This window comes from Treponema primitia ZAS-2, assembly GCF_000214375.1.
GTDB lineage: Bacteria > Spirochaetota > Spirochaetia > Treponematales > Breznakiellaceae > Termitinema > Termitinema primitia.
This window is the reverse complement of the sequence record NC_015578.1, coordinates 488,485-512,684: the sequence shown is the minus strand read 5'-3', so window position 1 is coordinate 512,684 and position 24,200 is coordinate 488,485. Positions and strand designations below refer to the sequence as shown.

19 protein-coding genes and 1 tRNA gene are annotated in these 24,200 nt (G+C 52.5%); 7 read left to right on the top strand and 13 right to left on the bottom strand.

Annotation, left to right across the window (positions count from 1 at the left end; all coding sequences use genetic code 11):
* Window positions 1–31: 31 nt before the first annotated feature.
* From TREPR_RS02245 to TREPR_RS02230, 4 genes are read right to left on the bottom strand one after another with little or no spacing between them, the layout of a single operon-like run.
* Window positions 32–709 carry an HAD family hydrolase gene (locus TREPR_RS02245; RefSeq protein ID WP_015706657.1) on the bottom strand — a complete coding sequence of 226 codons (678 nt, stop codon included), beginning with the start codon at window positions 707–709 and terminating at the stop codon, window positions 32–34.
* Window positions 696–2,171: a xylulokinase gene (locus TREPR_RS02240; protein ID WP_015706656.1), complete on the bottom strand. Its 1,476-nt coding sequence runs from the start codon at window positions 2,169–2,171 to the stop codon at window positions 696–698. Before TREPR_RS02240 ends, TREPR_RS02245 begins: the two co-directional genes overlap by 14 nt.
* Before the next feature lie 4 nt (window positions 2,172–2,175).
* A complete protein-coding gene (prs, locus tag TREPR_RS02235) occupies window positions 2,176–3,408 on the bottom strand; it encodes a ribose-phosphate diphosphokinase (protein WP_015706655.1) in 1,233 nt (410 codons plus the stop codon).
* 27 nt (window positions 3,409–3,435) lie between these two features.
* Entirely contained in the window at window positions 3,436–4,656 is a 1,221-nt protein-coding gene (locus tag TREPR_RS02230) for an OmpA family protein (RefSeq protein ID WP_041610979.1), read from the bottom strand.
* A gap of 241 nt (window positions 4,657–4,897) precedes the next feature.
* Between TREPR_RS02230 and TREPR_RS02225 the strand changes: the two genes are divergently transcribed.
* Window positions 4,898–6,373 carry an ATP-binding protein gene (locus TREPR_RS02225; protein ID WP_015706654.1) on the top strand — a complete coding sequence of 492 codons (1,476 nt, stop codon included), beginning with the start codon at window positions 4,898–4,900 and terminating at the stop codon, window positions 6,371–6,373.
* A gap of 106 nt (window positions 6,374–6,479) precedes the next feature.
* Here the strand turns inward: TREPR_RS02225 and TREPR_RS02220 are convergent, their stop codons facing one another.
* Window positions 6,480–7,481, bottom strand: a complete 1,002-nt coding sequence (locus tag TREPR_RS02220; protein WP_015706653.1) for a hypothetical protein — start codon at window positions 7,479–7,481, stop codon at window positions 6,480–6,482.
* A 203-nt stretch (window positions 7,482–7,684) separates the two neighbouring features.
* Between TREPR_RS02220 and TREPR_RS17760 the strand changes: the two genes are divergently transcribed.
* Complete coding sequence (locus TREPR_RS17760; RefSeq protein WP_052299689.1) at window positions 7,685–8,017, top strand: helix-turn-helix domain-containing protein; 333 nt, start codon at window positions 7,685–7,687, stop codon at window positions 8,015–8,017.
* 131 nt (window positions 8,018–8,148) lie between these two features.
* Here the strand turns inward: TREPR_RS17760 and TREPR_RS02210 are convergent.
* A tRNA-Ile gene (locus TREPR_RS02210) sits at window positions 8,149–8,222 on the bottom strand.
* Window positions 8,223–8,353: 131 nt separating this feature from the next.
* On the opposite strand from TREPR_RS02210, the gene TREPR_RS02205 reads away from it, so the two are divergent.
* The 4 genes from TREPR_RS02205 to TREPR_RS02190 are packed head-to-tail and all read left to right on the top strand — an operon-like array spanning window position 8,354 to window position 12,398.
* Window positions 8,354–9,295 (top strand): ABC transporter permease, encoded by a 942-nt coding sequence (locus tag TREPR_RS02205; RefSeq protein WP_015706651.1) that lies wholly within the window; start codon window positions 8,354–8,356, stop codon window positions 9,293–9,295.
* Window positions 9,295–10,320 (top strand): ABC transporter permease, encoded by a 1,026-nt coding sequence (locus tag TREPR_RS02200; RefSeq protein WP_015706650.1) that lies wholly within the window; start codon window positions 9,295–9,297, stop codon window positions 10,318–10,320. Before TREPR_RS02205 ends, TREPR_RS02200 begins: the two co-directional genes overlap by 1 nt.
* Window positions 10,321–10,329: 9 nt before the next feature.
* Window positions 10,330–11,442 carry an ABC transporter ATP-binding protein gene (locus tag TREPR_RS02195; RefSeq protein WP_015706649.1) on the top strand — a complete coding sequence of 371 codons (1,113 nt, stop codon included), beginning with the start codon at window positions 10,330–10,332 and terminating at the stop codon, window positions 11,440–11,442.
* Window positions 11,439–12,398: an ABC transporter ATP-binding protein gene (locus TREPR_RS02190; protein WP_015706648.1), complete on the top strand. Its 960-nt coding sequence runs from the start codon at window positions 11,439–11,441 to the stop codon at window positions 12,396–12,398. Before TREPR_RS02195 ends, TREPR_RS02190 begins: the two co-directional genes overlap by 4 nt.
* A gap of 106 nt (window positions 12,399–12,504) precedes the next feature.
* Here TREPR_RS02190 and TREPR_RS02185 read toward each other — a convergent pair whose 3' ends face one another.
* A complete protein-coding gene (locus TREPR_RS02185; protein ID WP_015706647.1) occupies window positions 12,505–14,010 on the bottom strand; it encodes a CotH kinase family protein in 1,506 nt (501 codons plus the stop codon).
* A gap of 667 nt (window positions 14,011–14,677) precedes the next feature.
* On the opposite strand from TREPR_RS02185, the gene TREPR_RS02180 reads away from it, so the two are divergent.
* On the top strand, window positions 14,678–16,330 hold the full coding sequence (locus tag TREPR_RS02180) for a peptide ABC transporter substrate-binding protein (protein WP_015706645.1): 1,653 nt from the start codon (window positions 14,678–14,680) through the stop codon (window positions 16,328–16,330).
* Between the two features lie 57 nt (window positions 16,331–16,387).
* Here the strand turns inward: TREPR_RS02180 and hydE are convergent, their stop codons facing one another.
* The 6 genes from hydE to hydF all read right to left on the bottom strand — a co-directional run bounded on the left by hydE (window position 16,388) and on the right by hydF (window position 23,916).
* The gene (gene hydE, locus TREPR_RS02175) at window positions 16,388–17,428 is read right to left on the bottom strand and encodes a [FeFe] hydrogenase H-cluster radical SAM maturase HydE (protein WP_015706644.1); all 1,041 of its coding nucleotides are present in this window, start codon (window positions 17,426–17,428) and stop codon (window positions 16,388–16,390) included.
* A 114-nt stretch (window positions 17,429–17,542) separates the two neighbouring features.
* Window positions 17,543–18,982, bottom strand: coding sequence for a [FeFe] hydrogenase H-cluster radical SAM maturase HydG (gene hydG / locus TREPR_RS02170; protein ID WP_015706643.1), 1,440 nt, complete (start codon window positions 18,980–18,982; stop codon window positions 17,543–17,545).
* Window positions 18,983–19,075: 93 nt separating this feature from the next.
* Window positions 19,076–19,339 (bottom strand): TM1266 family iron-only hydrogenase system putative regulator, encoded by a 264-nt coding sequence (locus TREPR_RS02165; RefSeq protein WP_015706642.1) that lies wholly within the window; start codon window positions 19,337–19,339, stop codon window positions 19,076–19,078.
* Between the two features lie 323 nt (window positions 19,340–19,662).
* Entirely contained in the window at window positions 19,663–21,006 is a 1,344-nt protein-coding gene (gene mgtE / locus TREPR_RS02160) for a magnesium transporter (protein ID WP_015706641.1), read from the bottom strand.
* Window positions 21,007–21,286: 280 nt separating this feature from the next.
* Window positions 21,287–22,690: an aspartate ammonia-lyase gene (locus tag TREPR_RS02155; protein ID WP_015706640.1), complete on the bottom strand. Its 1,404-nt coding sequence runs from the start codon at window positions 22,688–22,690 to the stop codon at window positions 21,287–21,289.
* Window positions 22,687–23,916 (bottom strand): [FeFe] hydrogenase H-cluster maturation GTPase HydF, encoded by a 1,230-nt coding sequence (gene hydF, locus TREPR_RS02150; RefSeq protein WP_015706639.1) that lies wholly within the window; start codon window positions 23,914–23,916, stop codon window positions 22,687–22,689. Before hydF ends, TREPR_RS02155 begins: the two co-directional genes overlap by 4 nt.
* Window positions 23,917–24,200: the final 284 nt, after the last annotated feature.

The following is a 24,200-nucleotide window of genomic DNA, read 5'->3' as shown; positions in this document are numbered from 1 at the left end:
ACTATAAGGCTTGCATGAAAAACCCTAGCGGTCAAGGGTTTTTATTTAGTCCCAGTGAAATCGTGGCAGCGAGCTGTTCCGGCAGCCCATGCACATCCTCCACCCCGTCCACCAGGATGCCCCCCATGCCGAGTTCCAGGGGCAGGGCCAGGTCAATATCGTAGCGGTCCCCGATGGAAACGCAGGCCTTCGGGGGCAGGCCCAGCAGTTCCGCAGCTTTGATGAAGGGCGCCTCGTGGGGTTTTGACACCCCGCAGGTATCCAGGCCGACGCTGACCGGAAAAAATTCCTCCACCCCCAGGCAAGCAAGAGTTTTACGGGCCACCAGCACAGGGTTGTTGGTTACCAAAGCCAGGGCAAAGGAATCGGAAAGGGTAGAGAGGGTTTCCCTGAGCCGGGGGTCCTCCCGGAGGTACAAACTGGGTTCGATCAGTTCCTCACGCCAGCGTATGCCTTCCTCTACGGTGATCCCAAAGGCAGCCAGGGTATTCCCCAAACTGATCGTCCTTCCTCCATGCGCCGAGGCCCACTCGCTCTGATAGGACTCCACAGCTTCCCGGGCTTCCTCAAAACTCTTCCCCCGAACCTTGCCGAACTGCGCAATGATTGTGTCGATCTGGCCTTTAAGGTATTCCTCGTGGGTATAGAGGGTCCCGTCCATATCAAAGATGAGCCCCGAAATCCGGGCGGGCAGTTTATAGCATTTCATTGAAAGGGCCCGCCTTCTCCCGCAGTTCCCGCCAGGTCTGAAAACGTTCCCCGTAAACCGCCGCTGTTGCGGGGTCCGGTTCGTAGCGTTCCTGTATGTGGACGATCCGGCCAATCGCTTCTTTCAAATTTGCCGCGTCCCCCAGGGTCATGAGCCCCAAGGCCGCGTCCCCGCCCAGTTCACCGTCACCCAGTTCCGGGACCAGCAGAATAGCCCCGGTCATATCGGCCTTAAGCTGATTCCAGCGTCGGTTTCGGCTCTGTCCCCCGGAAAGCCGCATCTCCCCTACCGGGAACCCATGCCGGCCCAGGGTCTCCAGGGCATCCCGCACCTGATAACCCATGGCCTCTAGAACCGCCCGGCCCAGGTCCGTCCGGCTGAATAGTCCGCCCTTTCCGAACAGGGCCGCCGTCTTTCCCGGGAAAAACAGCGCCCCCTGGTCCCCCCCAGCCGGGGACAGAGCTGAGCTTAGGGACCCAGCTGCCGATAACGCCGACGGCAACAACCCTTCGGGTATCAGTTCCCCCAGAATGTCCTCGTAGGGACGCCCGTCCTGGCCGGTCAGGGTTCTATACCACTCAAAAAGCCGACCTGAGCTGGGGATAATAACGCTTACGTTCCAAAGACCAGGGCTTACATGGGGCAAAACCCGGAGATCCCTGGCAGATGCAGTTTCCTCAGGGCGTAAGTCACAGCAGTTGATCCCCTCGGAGCTGCCCGCCCGGTCACAGACCATCCCCTTTTCCACCGTACCGGCGCCGATAAGGGCCATGATGAAATCCGACCCCCCGGCGATGATGGGTATACCCGCAGGGAGGCCAGCAGCGGCACTGCCCAGCCTTTGCGCCGCTTCCTGTGAAAGCCGGCCTATGACACTTCCCAGGCTGACAAAGGGGGGGAACTTCCCGGGATCAATCCCCAGGGCCCGGCATTGTTCATCGTCCCAGTAATAGGGCCCATAGCCTTCGGGAAGAACCGTCACCGGATCCGCGCCCAGGCGCCAAGAAAGCCATTCCTGGGAGGACAGGAGGTACCGGGTTTTTTCATATTCCCCGGGCCGTTCCCGGAGAAAGCCCAGGGCATGGGGCAGGTAAAAAGATCGTATCACCGGCAGATCCCCGGATGGGGAACCGGGAGCGGTACTGCCCAAGGGTCCCTGATACCAGTGAAGGAGGGCCAGAGTCTCGCCGTCCCGGGTAAGCGGCGCCAGGGTGGGGCCGTTCCCAGAAATGCAGATAGCGTCAGGACGGCAGTCCGGAGCCTGGGAAAAAAGCTTCCCCATGGCCCGGGTAAAGGCGCGCTCCCAGTCACCGGCGCTAACCGGTACGGAGGCAGTCCCAACGGTATATATCGGTGTATATACTTCCCGGGCAAATGCCAACTGCCGGCCTTCGGAATTGATGAAGGCCGCTTTCAGGGCGGAACTGCCGATGTCGGCGCAGAGTATTATCCGAGAGGCCATTTGTTCAGTTTTCCGTGAGCATTTTTTCTATAATCGCCCGGTTATCCAGGAGGGAGCTTAACGAAAGGCCCTGGTGGAGTCGGGAAATGGTCTGGGCAAAGAGTTTTGTAATATTCACGCTCACATACCATTCCCGTTTTAACAGTTCTTCATGGTAAATTGCGTTGGTTCCGATGATGCGGTAAAAAAGGCCATCTTTATAGGCCTGATCAAAGTAGCCGATGGCGTTCCCGGAAAACAGGGGAAGGCTGATGGCGGCGATAACCTTTTTTGCCCCCTGATCCTTGAGGAATTTCATTGCTTTCAGGAGGGTGCCCCCGGTTCCCAGCATATCGTCGGCCATAAAGACCGTCTTCCCCGAAACATTCCCCAGAAGTTTGATCTCCGAGATGTTATTGTCCATGGCATCCTTGGTCACCCGGGAATAGTCCCGCTCCTTGTAGAGTAAGGCCAAGGGCTTCTTGAAGGCGGTGGCATAAAACTTGTTCCGGTCCACTGCCCCGGTATCCGGGGAAAGCACCACCAGATCGTCACCCCGCAGCTCAGTCATCTTTGCAAGCTGCCGGATGATCTGATAGCTGGCATGGAGGTTTTCCAGGCGCATGGTCTTAAAGGCGTTCACAATTTCCCGGGAATGGATATCCAGGGTGAGGATACAGTCCACACCCAGGGATTCCAGGATGCCCCCTACCCTGCTGGCGGTCAGCCCCTCCCGTCCCTTCCGCTTATGCTGCCGGGAATAGGGGTAAGTGGGCAGTACCAGGGTAACCCGGTTGGCCCCTGCCTGTTTTACCGCATCCACGGTGACAAAGATGCTCATCAGATGGTCGTTTATAGAAAGGGCCTTTGAAAGGGACCCGTTGTTAAAATTCAGGGGATGATGATTTTCCACGTCCTGGAAGATATACATGTCCTTCCCCCGGATGGATTCCAGGATCTCTGCCTTAAGCTCCCCATTGGGAAACAGGCTAAACCGGGCAGGAACCTTGAACTGGGGGTTATGGTACTTCAGGAAGTCCCCCCGGGCAAAGGCAGTGAGGGGCGCCGCATCGTTGATAAAGTTGATATGCCGGATCACGTCTTCGGTGTTCAAATTGAACTGCCTGACCAAATTGCCCACGGTTTCATTGTATTTATGACGGTAGTACTTTTTCAGATGAAGAATAACCTCATCGGCAAATACTTCCCCACCGGGACACGCTAGGATGGCAAGGTTTGCCGGGTTGGTATAATTCATGGATAATTTTTTATACTATAAAGAGCATTAATTTTCAAGTATGGTAATTTCAACCCGCCGGTTTTTCCGCCGGCCTTCTTCGGTACCGTTATCCCCCAGGGGCTGCTCCGCCCCATAGCCCCGGACCACCACCCGCTCCGGTGCCCGGACCTTTTTTCCGATCAGGTACTCCGCCACCGAAGCGGCCCGTTCCCGGGAAAGCTGGGCCCGCCCCTCTTCGGTTCCCGCCATGGCAGTATGCCCCCCCACCAGGATGTCCCGGTCCGGGTAACGGCGGAGTATTTCGGCGATCTTGTCCAGTTTGGTCTGCTCTGTCCCCAACAGCGCCGCCGACTCAGCCTGGAACTGCACATTTTCCAGGCTGATGGCCACCCCGTCGTCCACAACCCGCGCCCTGGCATCGTCGATCCCCATCCTGGCGATATCCCGGTTGATATCCTCGACAACCCGCTCCTTGTCCAGTTTGGGGGCCTCCACAATTTCCGCCTCCGCAGTCCCCCGGTATTCAATGGTCCGCCCGTCGGAAAGCTCCAGGATCATCCTGAATTCTTCTGTATAAGAAAGCTCCTGGCCCAGGACGGAATCCCAAAACACGATCTGATCCGAAGCCCCCATGATACGCCGGGGCCAGACGGTTCCCCGGGCCGGCTCGGGCTCGAAAAAGATCCGGTAGGACACCGAAAAGGCCGGGTACGTTTTGCCCTTCCATTCCCGGTTCCCTAAAAAGGTATAATTCGCATTGAAAGGAATCCGGTAGGGTTCGGCAATGCCATAACTGTCCCGAAAATCGTGCATCTCGTGGCCCTCAGCGCTCCAGGTTTCCCCATTTTTCAGGTCCCGGTCAGGAAACACCGGCACATTCCGCACCACAGGCATATAAAAACGCCGATCAATAGTGATATGCCCCAGTCTATCCCGCTCAAATTCAGACTCATACTCCCGGGCCCACTGGAAGCTCTGTCCCCCGGCATTTCTCCCGCTTAGCAAAGCCCGTTCCGCCACCTGGAACAGCGCCCGGTGAAACCCGGACCCGTTTCCGGCCCTCAGGACCTCCACGGCAATCCGGTTCAGAATCTCCGATCTGAACGCCAGCCGCCGGTCTACATACACATCCTCATGAACCGTAGAAAGTATCCGGTACTTATCCCCCGCAGTATGCTTATAGGCAAACTGTTCCCCCCAAGCGCCGGGAACAGGCCGGCAAAACCCGGTGAGAAAAAGGGCGATAATTGCATACACCTTGTGCATTTTAATCGGAAGCAAACCCGTAGGGTTTGCAATTCGGCAGATACTTCTCATACCTTAGATATCGGTAGAAAGGACTTTCAGGTTCATGTGCTTTTGTTTGAAATACACCTCTTGCTTATAATACTTATTGCCATTTAATACTTCATATTATTAATAAAAGTTGCTATATAATTTTGCAATAATTAGTGATAAGTTATTTAATTATCTTGCAATTTTCATGTTAAGGCGTTAGCATAAGCTTATGTCTTTATTAGAACAAATAATCAAAGAATCCCAAGCCCGGTCTCTTCCCGCCTTTACCCGGCGGGAACTCCGCATTGAGCTAAAAGGAAACCTTGCCCCGGCAATCATTGGAATGCGCCGCAGCGGGAAAACCTGCCGGCTCTTTCAGGGCATGGACCAGCTGATACGCCAGGGGATCAACCGGGCCCACATACTGTACTGCAACTTCGATGACCCCCGGCTCCGGCTGGCCGGCGGGGAAGGGCTGCTAACGGAACTCCTGGAAACCTTTTTCAGGCTCAACCCCCAAGCCCGCCGCCAAGGCGCCTGGCTGTTCTTTGACGAAATCCAGCAAATCCCCGGCTGGGCCCAATTCGCCCGCCGTATAAGCGACACCGAAAAGGTGCAGCTTTTTCTTGCCGGCACCTCTTCCCAGGCCTTCACCGAGGACGCTCCCCCGGAATTCAGGGGCCGTTCCCGGAGCTTTGAACTTTTGCCCTTCAGTTTCCGGGAAACCTTGGGCCACCAAAACATCCCCGGGTCTCATCCGGCCCACAGGCCCCATCCAGCTTCCGGGCCCTACCCGGCGCCCGGGACCCCAGCTACAGAAAACCCGGCAACACCCGCAGACTCCCCCCTGGAACGCTCGGACTACGAACATCTTTTTTCGGAATACCTGATCAAAGGTGGCTTCCCCGATGCCTGCGCGGGAAACTTCGTTGCAAGTAGCACGGGAAACTTCGTTGCAAGCAGAACTGGTAACTTTCAAACTAAAGTTGACGTTACAAGTGGCATCTTAGAGGACCATTTTACCCGTGCCGGGCTTTTACAAAGTTACCTGGACGCCGTGGTGCTCCGGGACCTGCTTGAAAGGCGACGGCTTTCCAATGCTCCTGGGGTCCTGGAGCTTGCCCGCACCCTGGTCGCCCTTAACGGAACGCTGGTTTCCATGAAAGGCCTAGCGGACCGATTATCCGCCCGGGGCCTTTCCATGAGCCGGGAGATGACCGCCCAGATATGCGCCTACCTGGAGGACGCCTTCCTGATCTTTCTGGTACCCCTCTACGCCTCCAGTCCCCAAAAAACCCGGGTGAACCCCCAGAAAGTCTATGCAGTGGACCCCGGCCTGGCCTGGGCTCATACCCCGTCCCCGGACCAGGGCCGCAGCCTGGAACAGGCGGTCTACCTAGAACTCCGCCGCCGTTACCCGTCTCTCCGCCAGGGGGGCATCTCCTATTACCTGACCCGGGAGCGCCGGGAACTAAACTTCCTCCTGGGCAACCCCGCCCAGGGGCCGCAAGCTCTTTTCCAGGCCTGCCCCAGCCTGAAGGACCCGGAAACCCGCAAGCGGGAACTGGGCGCCCTGACGGCGGCCATGGAGGAGCTGGGCTTGCAGGAAGCGACGGTGATCACCCTGTATGAGCGGGAGGAACTGCGGACGCCCTGGGGGATTATTACGGTGCGACCGGCTTGGGAGTGGTTTTTGGAGGGGTGACAGCATAGTTAGAAGTCCAGCTTAGATGTGACGCTATTGTTTTCCACTTTCCCTTATTGGGCATCTCTAAAAACTCGGTTGGTTTTTAGAGATGCTCTTATTGTTTTTAATCAAGCAAGCGGTATGATTCAGGCCAATCATCGGTTCTCAGCCTAAAGCTAAAGGTATCTTTAAGGCCGAAAGAAGAAATAGTGAACTGGAATTCAACAGTATCTCCGCCTGCACTAAATACTTTATCGATAATTTCAAGATTACTTGCATCAAAATAAAAGGCATAGGCATTACTATCAATCTTTCCATTTTTCAACTCATATCTTTCACCACCCTCACTGATCAAAACACCGGAAATATCGCTGGCCATTGATGTACCTGAAGCATTAAAAATCAATCCCCGCGCCTTAGATATCCGGAAATTTACAATCTCAGTTTCATCGTCTTTTCCTGAAAATGAGGTGGTTTCTGCATTAATGTTATTTTTTAAAACAAGGACCTTATCTCCGTTATCCATTTTTATTTCCCATTGCCTTCTGCCTTCCGGGGTACTGTCTCTTTCAGCTTGTGCTAAAGTAAGCGCCCGATAAGCGCTATGCCATCCAACTATAAGCAATTTGAATTGATACTGATCTCTTCCAAGTATACCATCAATATTAAAATGAATTTCCGTATTTCCGTCACCAGTAAATAGCTTATCAATATTTTCAAGATTACTTGCATCAAAAGTAATAAGCCTTCCCCCAACAACTTTCCCTTTAACAAGCGGAGCCTGTTCACCCCTTCCGTTTAAAAGAGTACCGGAAATATTCCCGGAGGAAACAACTGCTTTTGAAATACGAAAACTAAGTCCTTGTTTCTTGGAAATCCGTAGATCTTCAATATCAAAACTTGTTTCGGTTCTATCACTTCTAGTTATTTTTCCTGCGGCAATTTTATCTTTTAAATGAATAAACAGATCTCCTGCCTCTTCTTTTAATTCCCATTGATTGCTACTAGAAATTGTTTTTTCGCTATTAGCATATGCTTTACCATAAAATTTTTGAAAACTCGCACAGCCAAAAAACACCATTCCAATAAGAAAAGCCATTATCCCAAAGCACACCCTTTTTTTCATACTATTTCTCCTTAAAAAACATTAAAATACAGATGACTATTCACCTGCTTAGGAATATTTTTATATTCTACTAAAGTACTAGGAAATTTTGAGGTCAACAATTTCATTATAAGATCCTAAACGAATTATTAATAATTCTAATAGATATTTGTATTATATGTCAAGTAATTTGCATAATTTTATGTATGGGATGAGGAATATTCGTGAATGGCGATAAATTACGTATCATTTTAAGCCAAAATATTAAGCAATTTCGTTTACATCGTGGTTTTTCGCAAGCTGAGCTAGCAGAAAAAGCTGATATTTCTATACCGTTCCTCGGGGCAATTGAACGTGGCGATAAGTGGCCTCATCCTGATTCGCTGGCTAAGCTGGCTAGTGCCTTGAATATCGAAGCCTTTGAGCTTTTAAAGCAAGAAAATGGCGTTACCCATGATGTTAAGGCGGTTGTTTACAAATTAACAAATGATATTAACTCATTGGTTAATGATTCAATAGAAACTCTTAATAAAATTGCCCATAATATTGACCATTAAAGATTGTTTTACTTGAAAAATTATCTGGAAGTCAGCCTTTCCCTTATACACTACACATTAGTATTGTATAATGAAGAACCCCGCCGCAAGCAGCGGCGTATCTTCGTTCCGATTATTGCATGGAATTGTTTTGGGCCTTCAGGGACTTGAACCCCGGACCTACGGATTATGAGTCCGCAGCTCTAACCAACTGAGCTAAAGGCCCTGCTTGTTGGGTGAGATTAATTTATACTCCGGATAGCCAAAAAAGTCAATTCACAAAAAAATGAAAACCTCTTGCACAAGCGCCACCCGGGTGTTACCGTAAATATCAATCCTGAAATGTGAGGCAAAACAATGGCCGGATATTTCATTAAGCGAATCTTACTTGCCCTGGGGACTCTGCTTCTGGTGATATGCCTGACCTTTATCCTGATGAATACTGTCCCCGGGGGGCCGTTTCTGGGGGAAAAGGCCATTTCAGCCCGGGTTTTGGCGGAACTTGAGGCAAAATACGGCCTGGACAAGCCTCTTCCGGTACAATTAAAGAACTATATCCTCAGTCTGCTCCATGGAGACATGGGGGTTTCCCTTAAAATGCAGAAAAACAGGCCGGTTCGTATCATTATCGGGGAAATGTTTCCCGTTTCGGCGAAGATCGGGGCTATTGCCCTGCTCTGGGCGACCATTGCGGGGATAGGATTGGGGTGCCTGGCGGCTTATACCCGGGGAAAGTGGGAGGACAGTCTGCTCCAGATAGTTACCACCCTGGGGGTGGCCTTCCCGGTCTTTGTCAGCGCCACGGCGCTGCTGGTCCTCTTTGCCGGGGGGGTGTTTCATGTTTTCCCAAGTTCCGGCATTTCCCGGGGGCCCATCAGCTATGTGCTGCCCTGCTTTACCCTGGGACTCACCCCCATGTGCTCCATTGCCCGGTATACCCGGTCTTCCATGTTGGATGTGCTTAATAAGGAATACATTAAGACCGTCCGGGCTTACGGGCACCCGGTCCCGCACCTGATCTTCAAGCATGCACTCAGGAACGCCCTGATTCCGGTGGTTACCTACATGGGGCCCCTCATCGCGGCGGTGCTGACCGGCACCTTTGTGGTGGAAAGCGTCTTTAATATCCCCGGCCTGGGCCGTTATTTTATCCAGAGCATCCAAAACCGGGACTACCCGCTGATCATGGGAACCACCATCTTCTTTGCCGCCCTGGTTATCCTGATGAGCGTCCTGGTTGACCTGATCTACAAGATCATCGATCCCCGGATTCAGTTTTCCAACGATGAGGCCGGCTGATGGATGCCCTGGACTTTACCCCCGCCACCAGGGAAGAAAAAGAAGCCTTTATCCCCCAGCATAAGAGCGTCTCTTACTGGGAGGACGCCTGGCGGCGGCTGAAGAGGAACCATGTCGCCATGGTTTCCCTTGGGGTTATCATCTTCCTCATACTTTTCGCCTATGCCGGGCCCCTTTTCGTGGCCTATACCTACGAGGAACAGGTGCGGGGCAGTGAAAACCTGGCGCCCCTCGCCAATTCTCCCCTGGAACTGGAAAAGATCGCCCGGGGAGAAAAGGTGTTTCCCCACGTCTTTGGGACCGATACTCTGGGCAGGGACATCTTTGTCAGGGTCATGTACGGGACCCGGGTGTCCATGATCATCGGAGTTATGGCTGCGATACTGACCCTGCTTATCGGGGTGGTCTACGGATCAATTTCGGGCTTCATAGGGGGGCGGACAGATCTGGTGATGATGCGTATCGTGGACATCATCTACTCGGTTCCCGATGTGCTCGTAGTATTACTACTCGCAGTAACCCTGAAGCCCCTGCTTGGTTCCTTCGCGGACGCCAACCAGACTAACCTTATGGGGCGGCTGGTCATCGCCCTGGGGCCCAGCATTATCGCTATTTTTATCGCCTTTGCCCTGCTGTACTGGACCACTCTGGCCCGGATCGTCCGGGGGCAGATACTCCAGCTCAAACAGCAGGAGTACGTCATCGCCGCAGTTGCCCTGGGGGCCCGGGATTCGCGGATCATCATGAAGCACCTGCTCCCTAATTGCGTAGGTTCCCTGGTGGCGGCCACCTGCCTCCAGATACCCATTGCCATCTTCCTGGAATCCTTCCTTTCCTTCCTGGGTCTCGGGGTTAACGCCCCCATGACCAGCCTGGGCTCTCTTTCAGCGGACGCCCTGGGAGGAATGTACACCTATACCTACCGGCTTATCATTCCGGCACTAATACTGTGCCTTTTGATCCTCTCCTTTAATCTTTTTGGCGATGGACTGCGGGATGCCCTGGATCCCCGGCTCAAGAAATAGGGGGGCGGCATGGCGGAAGATACCTTGCTTGATGTCCGTGATTTACAGGTTTCCTTCTTTACCCCCGTGGGGGAAGTGAAGGCCGTGGGGGGCATAAGCTATGCCCTCAAATACGGCGAAGTCATGGGCATTGTGGGCGAATCCGGGTCCGGCAAAAGCGTGGAGGCCTATTCGATAATGGGGATCCTGGACTCCCCGGGAAAGGTCGTGGGCGGGTCCATACGGTTTGAAGGGGAGGATCTGCTGGGCCATTCGGCGAAGGAGATGGAGAAAATCCGGGGCAACAGGATGAGCATGATCTTCCAGAACCCCATGGAAAGCCTCAATCCGGTGTATACCATCGGGAACCAGTTGATAGATGTGCTGCGCATCCACTCGGCGGACACAGCAATACTGAACGACGGGGAAAATGCCGGGGCAAAGGAAACGCCGAAAATTTCCGTCCAGGCGGCCCGGGACAGGGCCATTGAGATGCTCCGCCTGGTGGGCATTACCCACCCGGAACAGCGTATGGGCCAGTACCCCTACGAACTTTCCGGGGGCATGCGCCAGCGGGTGATGATCGCCATGGCCCTGCTCTGCGAACCCCAATTGCTCATCGCCGACGAGCCGACCACCGCCCTGGACGTTACCATCCAGGCCCAGATACTGGAACTCATGAAGGACATCAAAGAAAAAACCCGGATGGCCGTGATCTTCATCACCCACAACCTGGCGGTGATTGCCGAAATCTGCGACACCGTCCTGGTGATGTACGGCGGGCATATCGCCGAGCAGGGCACGGTGGAGGATATTTTCTACGCCCCCGCCCATCCCTATACCAGGGGCCTCCTCAGGTCCATGCCCCGTATTGATGCAGAGGAAGCCACGCGGCTGATCCCCATTGAGGGGACCCCCATCAATATGCTGGATCCGAACCCCGGCTGCCCCTTCGCCCCCCGCTGCGAAAGCTGTATGCGGATCTGCATCCAGCAGCTGCCCCCGGAGACAATACTCCCGGCCGTCAGCGGCGGGCTTGTCGATTCATCCCCCGGTTCACCGCCCCTGCGGGAACACCGGGTCGCCTGCTGGCTGCCGGTTCAGGCGCAATCCCGGCAAGAGCAGAAGGAGCCGAAACCATGACCCGGCTTATAGAACTGGAAAACCTGAAAAAACGGTTCCGGGTCAAAGAAGCCTGGGGCAAGGTCCGGTACATTCACGCCGTGGAAAACGTGCCCCTGTATATTGAACAGGGGGAAACCTTAGGTCTCGTGGGAGAATCGGGCTGCGGCAAAACCACCCTGGGGCGGACCATCCTGCGGCTCCACGAACCCAGCTCGGGGAAGATCTTCTTCCGAGGCCAGGACATTACCCATGCGGATATGCTTCCTTATAGAAGGAAGATGCAGATCATCTTTCAAGACCCATCCTCCTCCCTCAACCCCCGGATGACCGTGGGCGAAATCGTAGGTGAACCCATCGACATCCACCACCTGGCAAGTTCCAGACCTGAGCGGAAAGACCGGATCAACTACCTCCTCTCCCGGGTGGGCCTGAATAGCGAACACGCCAACCGCTATCCCCACGAATTTTCCGGCGGCCAGCAGCAGCGCATAGGCATTGCCCGCGCCCTGGCAGTGGAGCCTGAGTTTATCGTCTGCGATGAGCCCGTATCCGCCCTGGATGTGTCTATCCAGTCCCAGATTGTGAACATGCTTGAGGATATGCAGCGGGAACTGGGGCTGACCTACCTCTTCATTGCCCACGACATTTCGGTGGTGCGCCACATCTCCCGGCGCATTGGGGTGATGTACCTGGGCAACCTGGTAGAGCTGGCAGCCAGCAAGGAGCTGTACAAAAACCCCCTGCACCCCTACACCAAGACCCTGCTCCAGGCGGTCCCTATACCGGACCCGCGGATCACCCGCTCCCGGCAGCGGACCATCCTGAACGGGGAAATCCCCAGCCCCATGGACCTCCCCCCGGGCTGCCGTTTCAGCACCCTCTGCCCCAATGCCATGCAGTGCTGCTCCGAGACGGCGCCGATGTTGAAGGAAATTGCCCCGGGGCACCAGGTTGCCTGCCATCTGTTCACTTAACTGGTAATGCTCAGTTTAACTAAGGGAGGCTCATACACCAGGAGAGTTCCCCTCCCGGTGACATTTGTCAATGAGCCGCCGTAATGCCAATGCTGCTACGATAATGCTATAACCTGTTTATTGCCGTATCCAGCCAACTGATTCTTAGTGTCAGCCATAATTTGAGAAAAGCTATTTCTCCGGCATAACTCCCGGCAATTTGAGAATTTGCTCCGCCTATGTTGGTGTTTAAAATAGGCCATCTTTCAAAGTTATTTGCTTGCGCAGCATTTAAACTATCGGCACGAGCATCAATGAATGTCTGCAATGCATCAACTGCGGATTTTTTCTCATTCCAGCGTGCTTTAATGAGGGACACAAAATAGGGGTCGTCAAACAGCCTCGAAATCCATTTTGAATCTTTTATCAGAAATCCCGTACTCACCATGCTCCACGCATTGCCAAAATGGGTATCAAAGTCCCAGAGCGGTCCCAGATGATATTTTTGGTCGCTGGGGTCGTAATACATATATACGCTCGAGTAGAATTTACTATCCTGATAGCACGCAATTTCTTCGACCAAATACCAGTCAACAAAGGAGTCAACGTCAAGGTATTTCCGGTACCCATTGTCCGGATCGGTAAAATCACCTGAATATAATACGTCTTCAGCGTGCTGTACGTCCGCTCGAATTTTTTCAAACAAGGTTTGCGGGCTGCCGGTAGGTTTCTTATCCAGCCCATCGTCAGGATCAGAGCAGTTGAAAACCACTCCATGTGTGGTAGTAAAATTGGACTCTTCACCCCTTCGTTCATCAATTTCAAGAATGTATCCACCGCCCGGATTGCCTTTTTTAATTTCATCTATAGCAACCCGATTTGCATCAAGTTTTATGGCCTCGCTAAATTGATATACACCCTGATATACATCATTCACATATAACTCAACCTGTACGGTATGTGGTGTCCAGTCAATATGGTCAAATATTTCCCCAAGTTTAAATCCGATTTCATTGCGTAAGAGCGTTTTATCCAAATGATTTGCCAGTAATACCCATCGTTTATGGGAAGGCATACCAAGAAGCGAGGTTTTCGATGACAGTTTTAGGGAATAAGGCTTTTTTTCCAGGCCCCAGGTAAAATTCCCCCTTCCCTTAATATCGGTGGCGCCGCTTGCTGTTATTGTTGTGCCGTCACTATTGAAAATAGTATAGGCAGCATTTTCTAGCCAGGTGTCTTTGGAATCTATTGCCCGTCCGCCGGTATCAATTTTTATAATCGATAATCCGGACTCATCTTCCGAATCATCATCAGCTAAAATTCTAAATTTAGCCGTAACGGTTATATTGGAGGCCGGTAAATTAAATTTTTTCGTATTTTCATTAATGAGCGTAGTCCCATATTTGAGCGTTCCGATTTTTAACCGATAGCCATCATCGGGGCTTACCGTTAAAGTTATTTCAGTTCCTTCTGCCCCGCTGGTTGGATTAGCAGAAATTGTTCCATTTGTTACTGTTCCTATTTTTACCAAATAAGTTTTATCATCTCCCGGATTATTTACCTGCTTACAACCAGATAATACAAAACCAAACACTAAAATGATCCCAACCAGTACTTTAGAATAGTTCTGCATTAATAAACCTCCTTTATAATGTTCCAATGAGATAAATAATCACGCTGTATTTCCCAGCGCCCGCAGAGAAAAACTTTTTTCCCCGGTCGTGTTCCTCAAAGTTGATGTTCAGCGGCGATTTGGTAATAAAGGACGAATTGATTAAAAGCGCAATGCCCGCCGGGAATGCAATCTGCCATATTTTACGCCTCCTCTTGCGGGTAATATGGTCTATATGATTGGGAATTCAGGGCGAATTTCAAGTGATTTTCAATGAATTTCTTATAATTCGGAGTGAATGTTGTATAAGGTAAACCTAATTTTAAGGCAAATGGCCTATATACTAAAGAAGGCGCTATATATGGCGTATATCCTAAATTACCTACTCTATATACGAGGAGGGAGGGGGGTAAGTGGCTCTTTTTAACGGCTTTTATAGCAGTCATTGTTAGGATAGGCTATTGCTTCCCCAATGGATTGTCAATTCTTTCAGAAAAGCTTCATTTGGTTAAAGGCATTCCTTACAGTTTAGCAATAGTTCTATGGTCGCGGTACACGGCCCCAATACATCAACCATTGCTAATTCCCCCGCCCCTATCTTTATCCATTGCCCATATTCTGATATCATACCAATAGCTTTCAAAACCCCAAGTAAGGAAGCACACTCATTTCTTAAGGAGGTACTCTTATGAAGAAAAATTTTGTACTATCGGTCCTGCTGGTTCTTGCAGCAGCCTTGGCTCTTACCGGCTGCGGCGGCAAAAAAGCCACCGCAGCCAGCGGGACCCAAATGACCATCGTGGTCGGTTCCGAACCGAACTCCATCGATCCTGCGCTGAATACCGCAGTGGACGGAGCTGTCTATCTGGTGCAGAGCTTTGAAGGGCTCTACAAGTATGAAGATAACGGGAAGGGCAACGCAGTCCTGGTCCCTGGCCAGGCCGAAAGCGCTCCCCAGAAAACGGTAAACCCCGACGGGTCCGTGACCTACCTGTTTAAACTGCGGAACAACCTAAAGTGGTCCGACGGCCAAGCCTTTACCGCCAAAGACTTTGTCTACGGCTGGCAGCGCCTGGTGGACCCTGAGACTGCCGCAGATTATAACTATATGATCGATATGGTTAAAAACGCTAACGAGATAATGGACGGGGCGCTGGACAAAAGCCAGCTGGGCATCCGGGCAATTGATGACCGGACCCTGGAAATTATCCTGACCTATGACTGTCCCTATTTCTTTGAAATCGCCGCCTTCCCTGCGGCCTTTCCGGTCCGCGCCGATGTTATTGCAAAGGCGGCGGATCAGTGGACCTTCAGCCCCTCCACCTACATCAGCAACGGACCCTACCGCCTGAAGGAATGGGTCCACAACAGTTATCTGCTCTACGAAAAGAACCCCAACTATTATGAGCCGGTCACCGGCCCGGACACCCTCCGCTTTTCCCTGATGGACGATGACAACGCCATACTGGCAGGGTTCCGCAGTGGGGACATTGACTTTGCAGAGAATCCGCCGGTGGACGAAATTCCCACCCTGCTTTCCTCGGGAACCCTGACCATAGCAGATTACCTGGGCACCTACTTTGTTACCTTTAATAACCAGAAGGCGCCCTTCAACGATGCCCGGGTCAGGAGGGCCTTCTCCCTGGCCATTGACCGGAACTACCTGATCGATCAGATCACCCGCACCGGTGAAAAACCCGCCACCGCTTATGTCCCCTCGGGCATTTCCGATGCCGCAGGGGCCGGAAGCGATTTCCGCGATATAGGCAAGGGTTATTACAGCGTGGCCCCTACAGATTACAACAGTAATGTTGCGGAGGCAAAACGGCTCCTGGCAGAAGCGGGGTATCCTGAAGGCCGGGGTTTCCCGGTGGTGGAATACCTTTTCAACACCAATGACCGGCACCGTGCCATCGGCGAAGCCCTGCAGAATATGTGGCGCACCGTCCTTGGGGTCAACGTAACCCTGGGCAACCAGGACTGGGCAGTCTTCATTGACAACCGCAAAACCGGCAACTATCTCATTGCCCGGCACGGCTGGATCGCGGACTACAACGATCCTATCTCCTTCCTGGATATGTTTGTCACCGGTGGCGGCAACAACGATCCCCAGTATTCCAGTCCCCGGTATGACGCCCTTCTGGCCGCCGCCAAAGCTACCTCGGTACCCGAAGAACGGTTCCGCTATATGCACCAGGCAGAGGACATTTTCATGGGCGAAGATGCGGCGGTTGCGCCGATCTATTTCTACACCCAGCCCTATATGCTGAAACCCAGTATTAAGGGTTTGTATTATACCCCATTAGGGTTCTTCTTCTATAAAAACGTGACGGGTCTGTAGAAAAACTGTTCTGATTTGTTTACCGATTCCCCCGCAAGGGGGAATTTTTTTGTTCGATTACACAGAAGCGGGCACCCCAATCTCCACCCGTGAATCCCCCCGGCCCATGTCGGGGACAAAGCCGTAATCCCGGATCCTGCCTTCCATACAGAACCGGCATTCGGCGGCTTCGTCGCCGGTACAGATCTTGTTGTCGTAGAGGGCGTAGAGTTTGCGGACAGCCTTGGGTGAAAGGTTAGGCATCACCACGTTGGCCCCGGCCATAAGGCCCAGTTCCCGGCCCCGGGGGTCTATGGTCCCCAGGGCAGTGGTGGCGGGAAGCAGGGTTTTGGGGAGCAGGAGCCGGGTCAGGGCCAGCATCCTCAGGGTTTGTTCCAGTGTTCCGCCGGGGCAGGCGCCGAAGGGGGTAGCGGCCTGGGGGATGAAGGGGCCTATGCCTACCATGTGGGGGTCCAGTTTTTCAAGGAAGCGGAGGTCCTCCAGGAGGCATTCGGGGGTCTGGTAAGGGGTTCCCACCATAAACCCTGCGCCCACCTGGTAGCCGATATCCCGCAGGGCAAAGAGGCAGTCCTTCCGTTCCGCCAGGCTCATGACTGCAGGGTGGAGTTTCCCGTAATGTTCGTCATTGGCGGTCTCGTGGCGGAGCAGGTAGCGGTTCGCCCCGGCCTGAAAAAACCGTTCATAACTTTCACGCTTCCGTTCACCTATGGACAGGGTTATTGCGTGCTCCGGGTATTCCCGACGTATGGCTTCCACCATTTCTGTGATCCGGTCGTCGGTAAACCAGGGGTCCTCTCCGCCCTGGAGCACGAAACTCCGGTAGCCCAGCATATCCCCCATTTGACAGCAGTAGAGTATCTGTTCCATGGAAAGGTGGTACCGCTCAGCATTGCTGTTACTCCGGCGTATGCCGCAGTAGTAACAGTCGTTTTTGCAATAGTTGGTAAATTCGATGAGACCCCGGAAATACACATCCTGTCCGTAGTGTTCTTCCCGGACTTCACGGGCAGCAGCATAGAGGGACTCCGCTTCGGCGGGATCATCGGTGGTGATATAGTGCAATATTTCTGCGTCACCGGATAAATCAACCATGTTCATTTCTAAACACACTCCTTTTGGGGAAAAGTGCCAAACGATTTCCCCAGAGGCCCATAAAAATGAGCCCCAAAATAGCCGGTCGAATGTCAGATTCAACCGGCTATTAAAACAGACTTAAAAATAAAAATCCCGTTTGCCCTGACTGATTCTTTCCAGATTCGCCGTCGCTTTAAGGCGGATCTTTTCGTTGGCGATCCCCGGCAGTTCCCGGGCAATGGCAGCAGCAGCCTTCTTTTTAAAAGGCTCGTCTCCGTAATCCGAAGAAAACTCAGAGAGGGTCATCAGGGCATTGGGGAGGCAGACATTCTTGATCTGCCCGGATTTGGCAAGGCTCATAAAGCGATCCCCGGTTCGGCCGCTGCGGTAACAGGCGGTACAAAAACTGGGGATATAGCCGTCATCCATAAGCTCGGTGATAATCTCCAGAGCAGTCCGCTCGTCGTTCACAAAAAACTGCGGATTGGACTGCTCTTGCCGTTCCCGCTTGGCATAGCCCCCCACTTCGGTGCTGGACCCGGCGCTGATCTGGGAAATCCCCAGCTGCAGGAGCTTGCCCCGCATGGCGTGATTTTCCCGGGTAGAGAGGATCATCCCTGTAAAGGGAACCGCCAGGCGTATGATAGCCACGATCCGCTCAAAAGTGGCGTCATCCACCAGGTGGGGGAAGTCCGCAGTTTCTGCCCCCGCTGCGGGGCAGATCCGGGGCACAGAAATAGTGTGGAACCCCACATTGAATTTTTCTTCCAGATGCTCGTTGTGGATCATCAGACCCAACACTTCAAAGTACGGGTCAGCCAGGCCAAAGAGAACCCCGCCCCCCACATCGTCAATGCCTCCCAGGTGGGCCCGGTCAAAGGCAGTAAGATGGTAGGCGTAGTCCTTCTTTGGCCCCGAATGGTGGACCTTATCGTAGGTAGGCTGATGGTAGGTTTCCTGAAAGAGGATGTAGGTGCCTATGCCGACATCATTGAGTTTTTTGTAGTTTTCCACGGTTGTAGCAGCGATATTAACGTTGATCCGCCTAATTTCACCATTTTCAAATTTCATATCATAAATAGTGTGCATACATTCCAGGATATAGTCGATGGGACATTCCTGATCGTGTTCCCCGGCTTCCAGGGCGATCCGCTTGTGGCCCATCTGCTCCAGGAGCTTTACTTCCTCCCGGACTTCGTCCATGGTAAGTTTCTTCCTGTTAAATTCATGGCCGCAGTTATAACTGCAATAGCCACAGCGGTTCACACAGTAATCGCTCACGTAGAGAGGGGCAAACAACACAATGCGGTTGCCGTAGATATGCCGCTTGATCATCCCGGCGATGGAAAATATCTGCGCAATATGGGCGGGATTTTTTGTGGTAAGCAGGGAAGCTATTTCAATGTGATTAAGCCCTTCAAACCGCTCTGCCTTGTCCAAAATACCCTGGATGACCCTGTCATCGGTATATTTTGCCTTCTCTAAAAGCCCTTCAATATAAGACTGGTCTATAAAGACCCCAGACTCTGAATCCTGCACTTTTACTGCTTCCACAGTATCCATAAGCTCAGTAACCATAAGTTCCTCCATGTTTATTCAAAAGTTTTCCCGGACCGCAACCCCGCCGGTTGCAATCCTTTTTCAATTATGCCGACACATTGTCCTTTCCGCTTATGCCCCACCGGCTTTAAGATCGCTGGATACCGCAGTTCTTACGGTTACCCCGGGAAGGTTCCCCAGTTTTCCTGTGAGGGCGTTTATCTCATCCAGATCCCCCTGAAGGGTGATAGAAATAACCGCCAAATCCTCCTCCGCAACGGGAATGCCCATACGCCCCTTAACGATTCCCTTGAACGACGAGATTGTGTCGTTAAAGGCCTTTTGGCTGACTCCGGGTTTTTCCAGAATCGCCCCGATAACCGCTATCCGCCTCATACCTGCTCCTTTACCTTGTGAAACTTCGCTGGATGCTCCGGGGACAAAAAAACCCCCGGGATTATCCGGGGGTGGTAATGACATGGCAATATGCCTTACATTTACCCTCGGACAGCCAGAACCATCGTTTTCAATGGGACTTAGCCAACAAGGTCTAATGAATATTTCCCACGTCCGGGCAAGAAAACTCTCGCCCAATATGGGTTAATTAGAGGATACCACAGAATTAAAATAAATGCAAGCTAAATTTTCAGCCTCAATACGTCTTTGCCCGTGTGCTCCCCCGCGAAAGCGGGTTCTTCGTGGTTAAATTCTTGAGCTCCTCAAATCCTGAAAAGCGCCTTGGCAATGGACAAATACACCACCAGGGAAGCCCCGTCAACAATAGTGGTAATAATCGGGGCGGCCATGATAGCCGGGTCAACCTTCAATTTTTTCGCCGCCATGGGAAGTATGCAGCCTATGGTTTTCGCCATCACCACGGTAATCAGCAAGCTCAAACTCACGGTGATTGAAAGGATCCCGTTTTTCCCGTTCATCAAGTAAATACGCAGATAATTTATCAGCCCCAGCCCCAGCCCACAAAGAAGGCCCACCCGCAGTTCCTTCCACCACACCAGCGCTAAATCCCGGAAACTGATTTCCCCCAGAGCCATACCGCGGATTATCAGAGTGGAAGTTTGGGATCCCGCGTTACCCCCGGTGTCCATGAGCATGGGGATAAAAGCCACCAGCATGGGCAATACAGCCAGGGCTTCCTCAAAATTCGCAATAACACCCCCGGTGATGGTGGCGGAAAGCATGAGGAACAGGAGCCAAAGAATACGGTTCCTGGTAAGGGCAAGGACACTAGTTTTAAGGTACGGTTCCTCCGAGGGGTTAAGGGCGGCCATCTTTTCAAAGTCCTCGGTATTTTCTTCTTCGATAACCTGCATCACATCGTCAACAGTAATAATACCCACCAGATGCTGTTCCCTGTCCACCACAGGCATGGAAAGCAGATTGTATTTCTTGAACAGCCCCGCTACTATTTCCCGGTCATCCGTGGTGTGGACAAAGACAAAATTAGTTTTCATAATATGGCCGATAGTATCCCGGGGTTCCGCAAGCATGAGACCCTTTGCAGAAACAATGCCCACCAGCAGGCGGTTCGGCTTTATCACATAACTGGTATAGATAGTTTCCTTGTTTATACCGATGGTTCTGATATGCTCAAAAGCTTCTATAATCGAAGCGCTCTCCCGGAGTTCTACATATTCGGTAGTCATAATACTGCCGGCGGAATCATCGGGATATTGGAGTATCTGGTTTATCTGTTTCCGTTTTTCATCCGGGACTATCTGCAGCAAACGGTTCACCACAGCGGCGGGCATTTCTTCGATCATATCCACCGCATCATCGACAAACAGCTTATTCATAATATCGCTGACCTCACGATCCGTGAGGGCTTCAATAATGATCTGCTGTTCGTCGGGATCGATGTATGAAAACACATCGGCGGCCATACTTTTCGGCAGGAGCCTGAAAATCTGTATTACCGTGTCCCGGTCTGTGTCCACAAAAATTTCGGCAATATCCACCGCATTCATCTGGGTGAACATGGAATGAAGTTTTGCGATCCGGTTTGAATTCCCATGAAGGAGTTCCAGAAGTTCTTCTTTGGTCATACCTGTTTCTCCTATGGTTCGCGGATATTTACATAGAAGAAACCGGAAAAAACGATAGGCGCTTATGCGCGAAGAATAAAAGGCCGGCCTTTCAGGGAAAATACCACAAACGCTAAATTTGTTGCGTTTTGTCTATGACGGGGTATACTACCGCCACCGTCCGAATCGGACATGGTGTACCTCCTTGAAAGGGAATTTGATGGGATAAAAAGTATCCTCTTTAGCTATAGCATATCAGGGCAGATTGTGCAAGGGGTTTGGGTTGATATTTTGTAAAGTTTTAAAGTTCTGCTGCTCTGTCCGGGGGATTCGCTTCCGCTACTTGCAACGAAGTTTCCCGCGCATCCAGGGCTTTTTGTATCTTCTCCGGGTCTCCCCTGTTTTCCGCAATAATGGCGCTCACCCGGTCATACCCGAGCCGCCCCCCATAGGAAGCCGCAAAGGCATAAGAAGCGGCCAGTAGTTCAGCGCAGCGTTCCCGGTCGGGGCTCAGTGTTTCTACGCACCGGGTACGAAAGAGGAACACCGCCCGATTCAGGATGGAGAGGCTTTCCAGGATCGCATCCGCAATGATCGGGGAAAAGGCGTTGAGTTCCAACTCCCCCCGGGCGGCTGCAGCGGTGATGGCAAAATCGTTGGCTGCGACCTTTATCCCGACCTGGATGACCATCTCAGAAATCACCGGGTTCACCTTGCCGGGCATGATGGTACTCCCCTTCTGCATGGGCGCAAGGTGAATTTCCCCCAGGCCGCCATGGGGCCCGGAGCTTAAAAGCCTGAGATCGTTGGCGATCTTGGTAAGGTTGACCCCCAGGCTCTTGAGGAGCCCCGAAACTTCCACAAACACATCGTTGTTCTGCGTCAAATCCATGGGGTATTCCGCCGCTGCCAGCCCCATGCCGGTAAGCTCCCGCAGTTTTTCTATCACCTCGAAGCGGTAACGCCTGGTCAGCTTATCCGAAAGCCCCACTGCGGCGCCTCCAAGGTTTACCTGCCGCAGCCTCTCTTCAACCTTGTAAAGCCGCCACCGATCCCGGCCTATGGCCTGGGCATAAGCCCCGAATTCGGCCCCCAGGGTAATGGGCACCGCGTCCTGAAGCTCCGTACGCCCCAGCTTTTTAATATCCTCAAATTCGTTTTCCCGTTTCTGAAGCGCCTCCTGCAATTTAGCGCATCCATCGCTCAGCTCCCGCAGCAGTTCTATCGCAGCAACGCGCAGGGCCGTGGGGTACACATCGTTGGTAGACTGCCCCCGGTTCACATCGTCCAGGGGGTGAACAATGCCGTAGGCCCCCGGCGCCTTTCCCAGGATTTTCAGGGCCATGTTGGCAATGACCTCGTTAACGTTCATGTTGGTAGAAGTCCCCGCCCCGCCCTGAAGGGCGTCCACAATAAACTCCCCCTCCGCCTCCCCCGCAAGAACCCTGTCGCAGGCCTCAACAATGGCCCGGCTTTTTTCCGCCTTGCCGTTTTTATCACCTTCCAAATCCTGCCTGTCACTTTCGGCAATCTTCCCGTAAGCCAGGGCCGCAGCTTTCTTAATCGTTACCATTGCGCGGATAAGCCTGAGGTTAGTTTTTCTGTAGCCCAAAGAAAAGTTTTCTTCCGCCCGCAGACTCTGGAGGCCGTAGAGAGCCTCGTCAGGCAGTTCCCGTTCCCCCAGCTCGTCCCGTTCCTTTCTCATAATTCGTCTTCCAGTTCCGCCAGGATGTGGGGGAACACCGCCACGCTCCGTTTCAGTATGCCCTGGATATGGGCGATCACCGTACCGTAGTTGGTAAAGGGTATCCCCTGATCCGCCGCATTGGCTTCCCGGTAGCGCACTTCCCGATCATTGAGCATACAGGCCCCGCAGTGGATGATCAGGTCGTAGGGCGAAAGGTCCTCAGGGAACTCCCCTCCGGAAGTAAACACAAACTCAGGCTCCTTGCCGGCGTACTGTTTGATCCATCGGGGAATTTTGACTGTGCCTATATCATCGCACTGACGATGGTGGGTACAGCCTTCAGCGATGAGGATGCGGCTCTTATCATCGATACAGTCCAGTGTTTTTACCCCCCGAACCGCAGTGGCGAGGTAGCCTTTGTAACGGGCAAAGAGGATAGAAAAGGAAGTGAGGGGAATATCAGCAGGGGTGTCCGCAGAAACCTTGGCAAAGACCTGGCTGTCGGTGATCACCAGGCTTGGCTTCTTTCCTATATTTTCCAGGGTTTCCTTAAGCTCAAATTCCTTTACCACCACCGCCGCCGCATCCGCCTCCAGAATATCCCGGATAGTCTGCTGTTGGGGAAGTATCAAGCGCCCCTTAGGTGCAGCCTTGTCAATGGGAACCACCAGGACCACAAAATCCCCGGGCCGGATCAGGTCCCCCACGATTTGCAGTTTTGGCTCATCGGTTTTGGCAATGGCGCCGATCCGTTCCTTCAACGCTTCTATGTTGTGTTTGCTTATGGCGCTCACATAAATAATGTTTTCGCCATCCGCATTTTCCACCCCATCCGCCGGAAGGCTCTCCAGCAAATCACTTTTATTGTAAGCTATGATGAAGGGGACCTGCTTGGCCCGGAACAGGGCGATAAGTTCCTCGTCCGCCTCGGCCTTGCCGGTGACGGCGTCCACCACCAGGATCGCCGCGTCAGTCTTGTTTAAGACCTGCTTAGCCCGGCGGACCCTGAGTTCCCCCAGGGCGCCCTCGTCATCGATCCCCGGGGTGTCGATGATCAGCACCGGCCCCAAAGGGAGAAGTTCCATAGCCTTGGAAACAGGGTCCGTGGTGGTGCCCTTAACATCCGAGACGATGACCAGGTCCTGGTTTGTCACCGCATTGACCAGGCTGGATTTTCCCGCGTTCCGCCGACCAAAAAAGCCGATGTGAATGCGGTTTGCCGAAGGAGTGTCGTTTAGTCCCATGGGAGTAGTGTAAACCATTTCACAGGAAAGCGAAAGGGTGTTAACAGGCGATCGCTCACGAGGTGGTTTAAAGGCGGATTAAATGGTGTTCAGTGATTTGCGTTTATTTTTCATGAACTGTGGTATAAATTCAAATAACTGCGTTTATATCGCAGCTTTTTAGAATTATATGAATGCGTTTAAACAGCAGATATTGGGGTGGTAGGTGAAATTCGTATAAAAGAAGTTATGCGAAATACGGGCTAAATTGATTGTAAAATTAAAAAAATACACCTTTGATATTG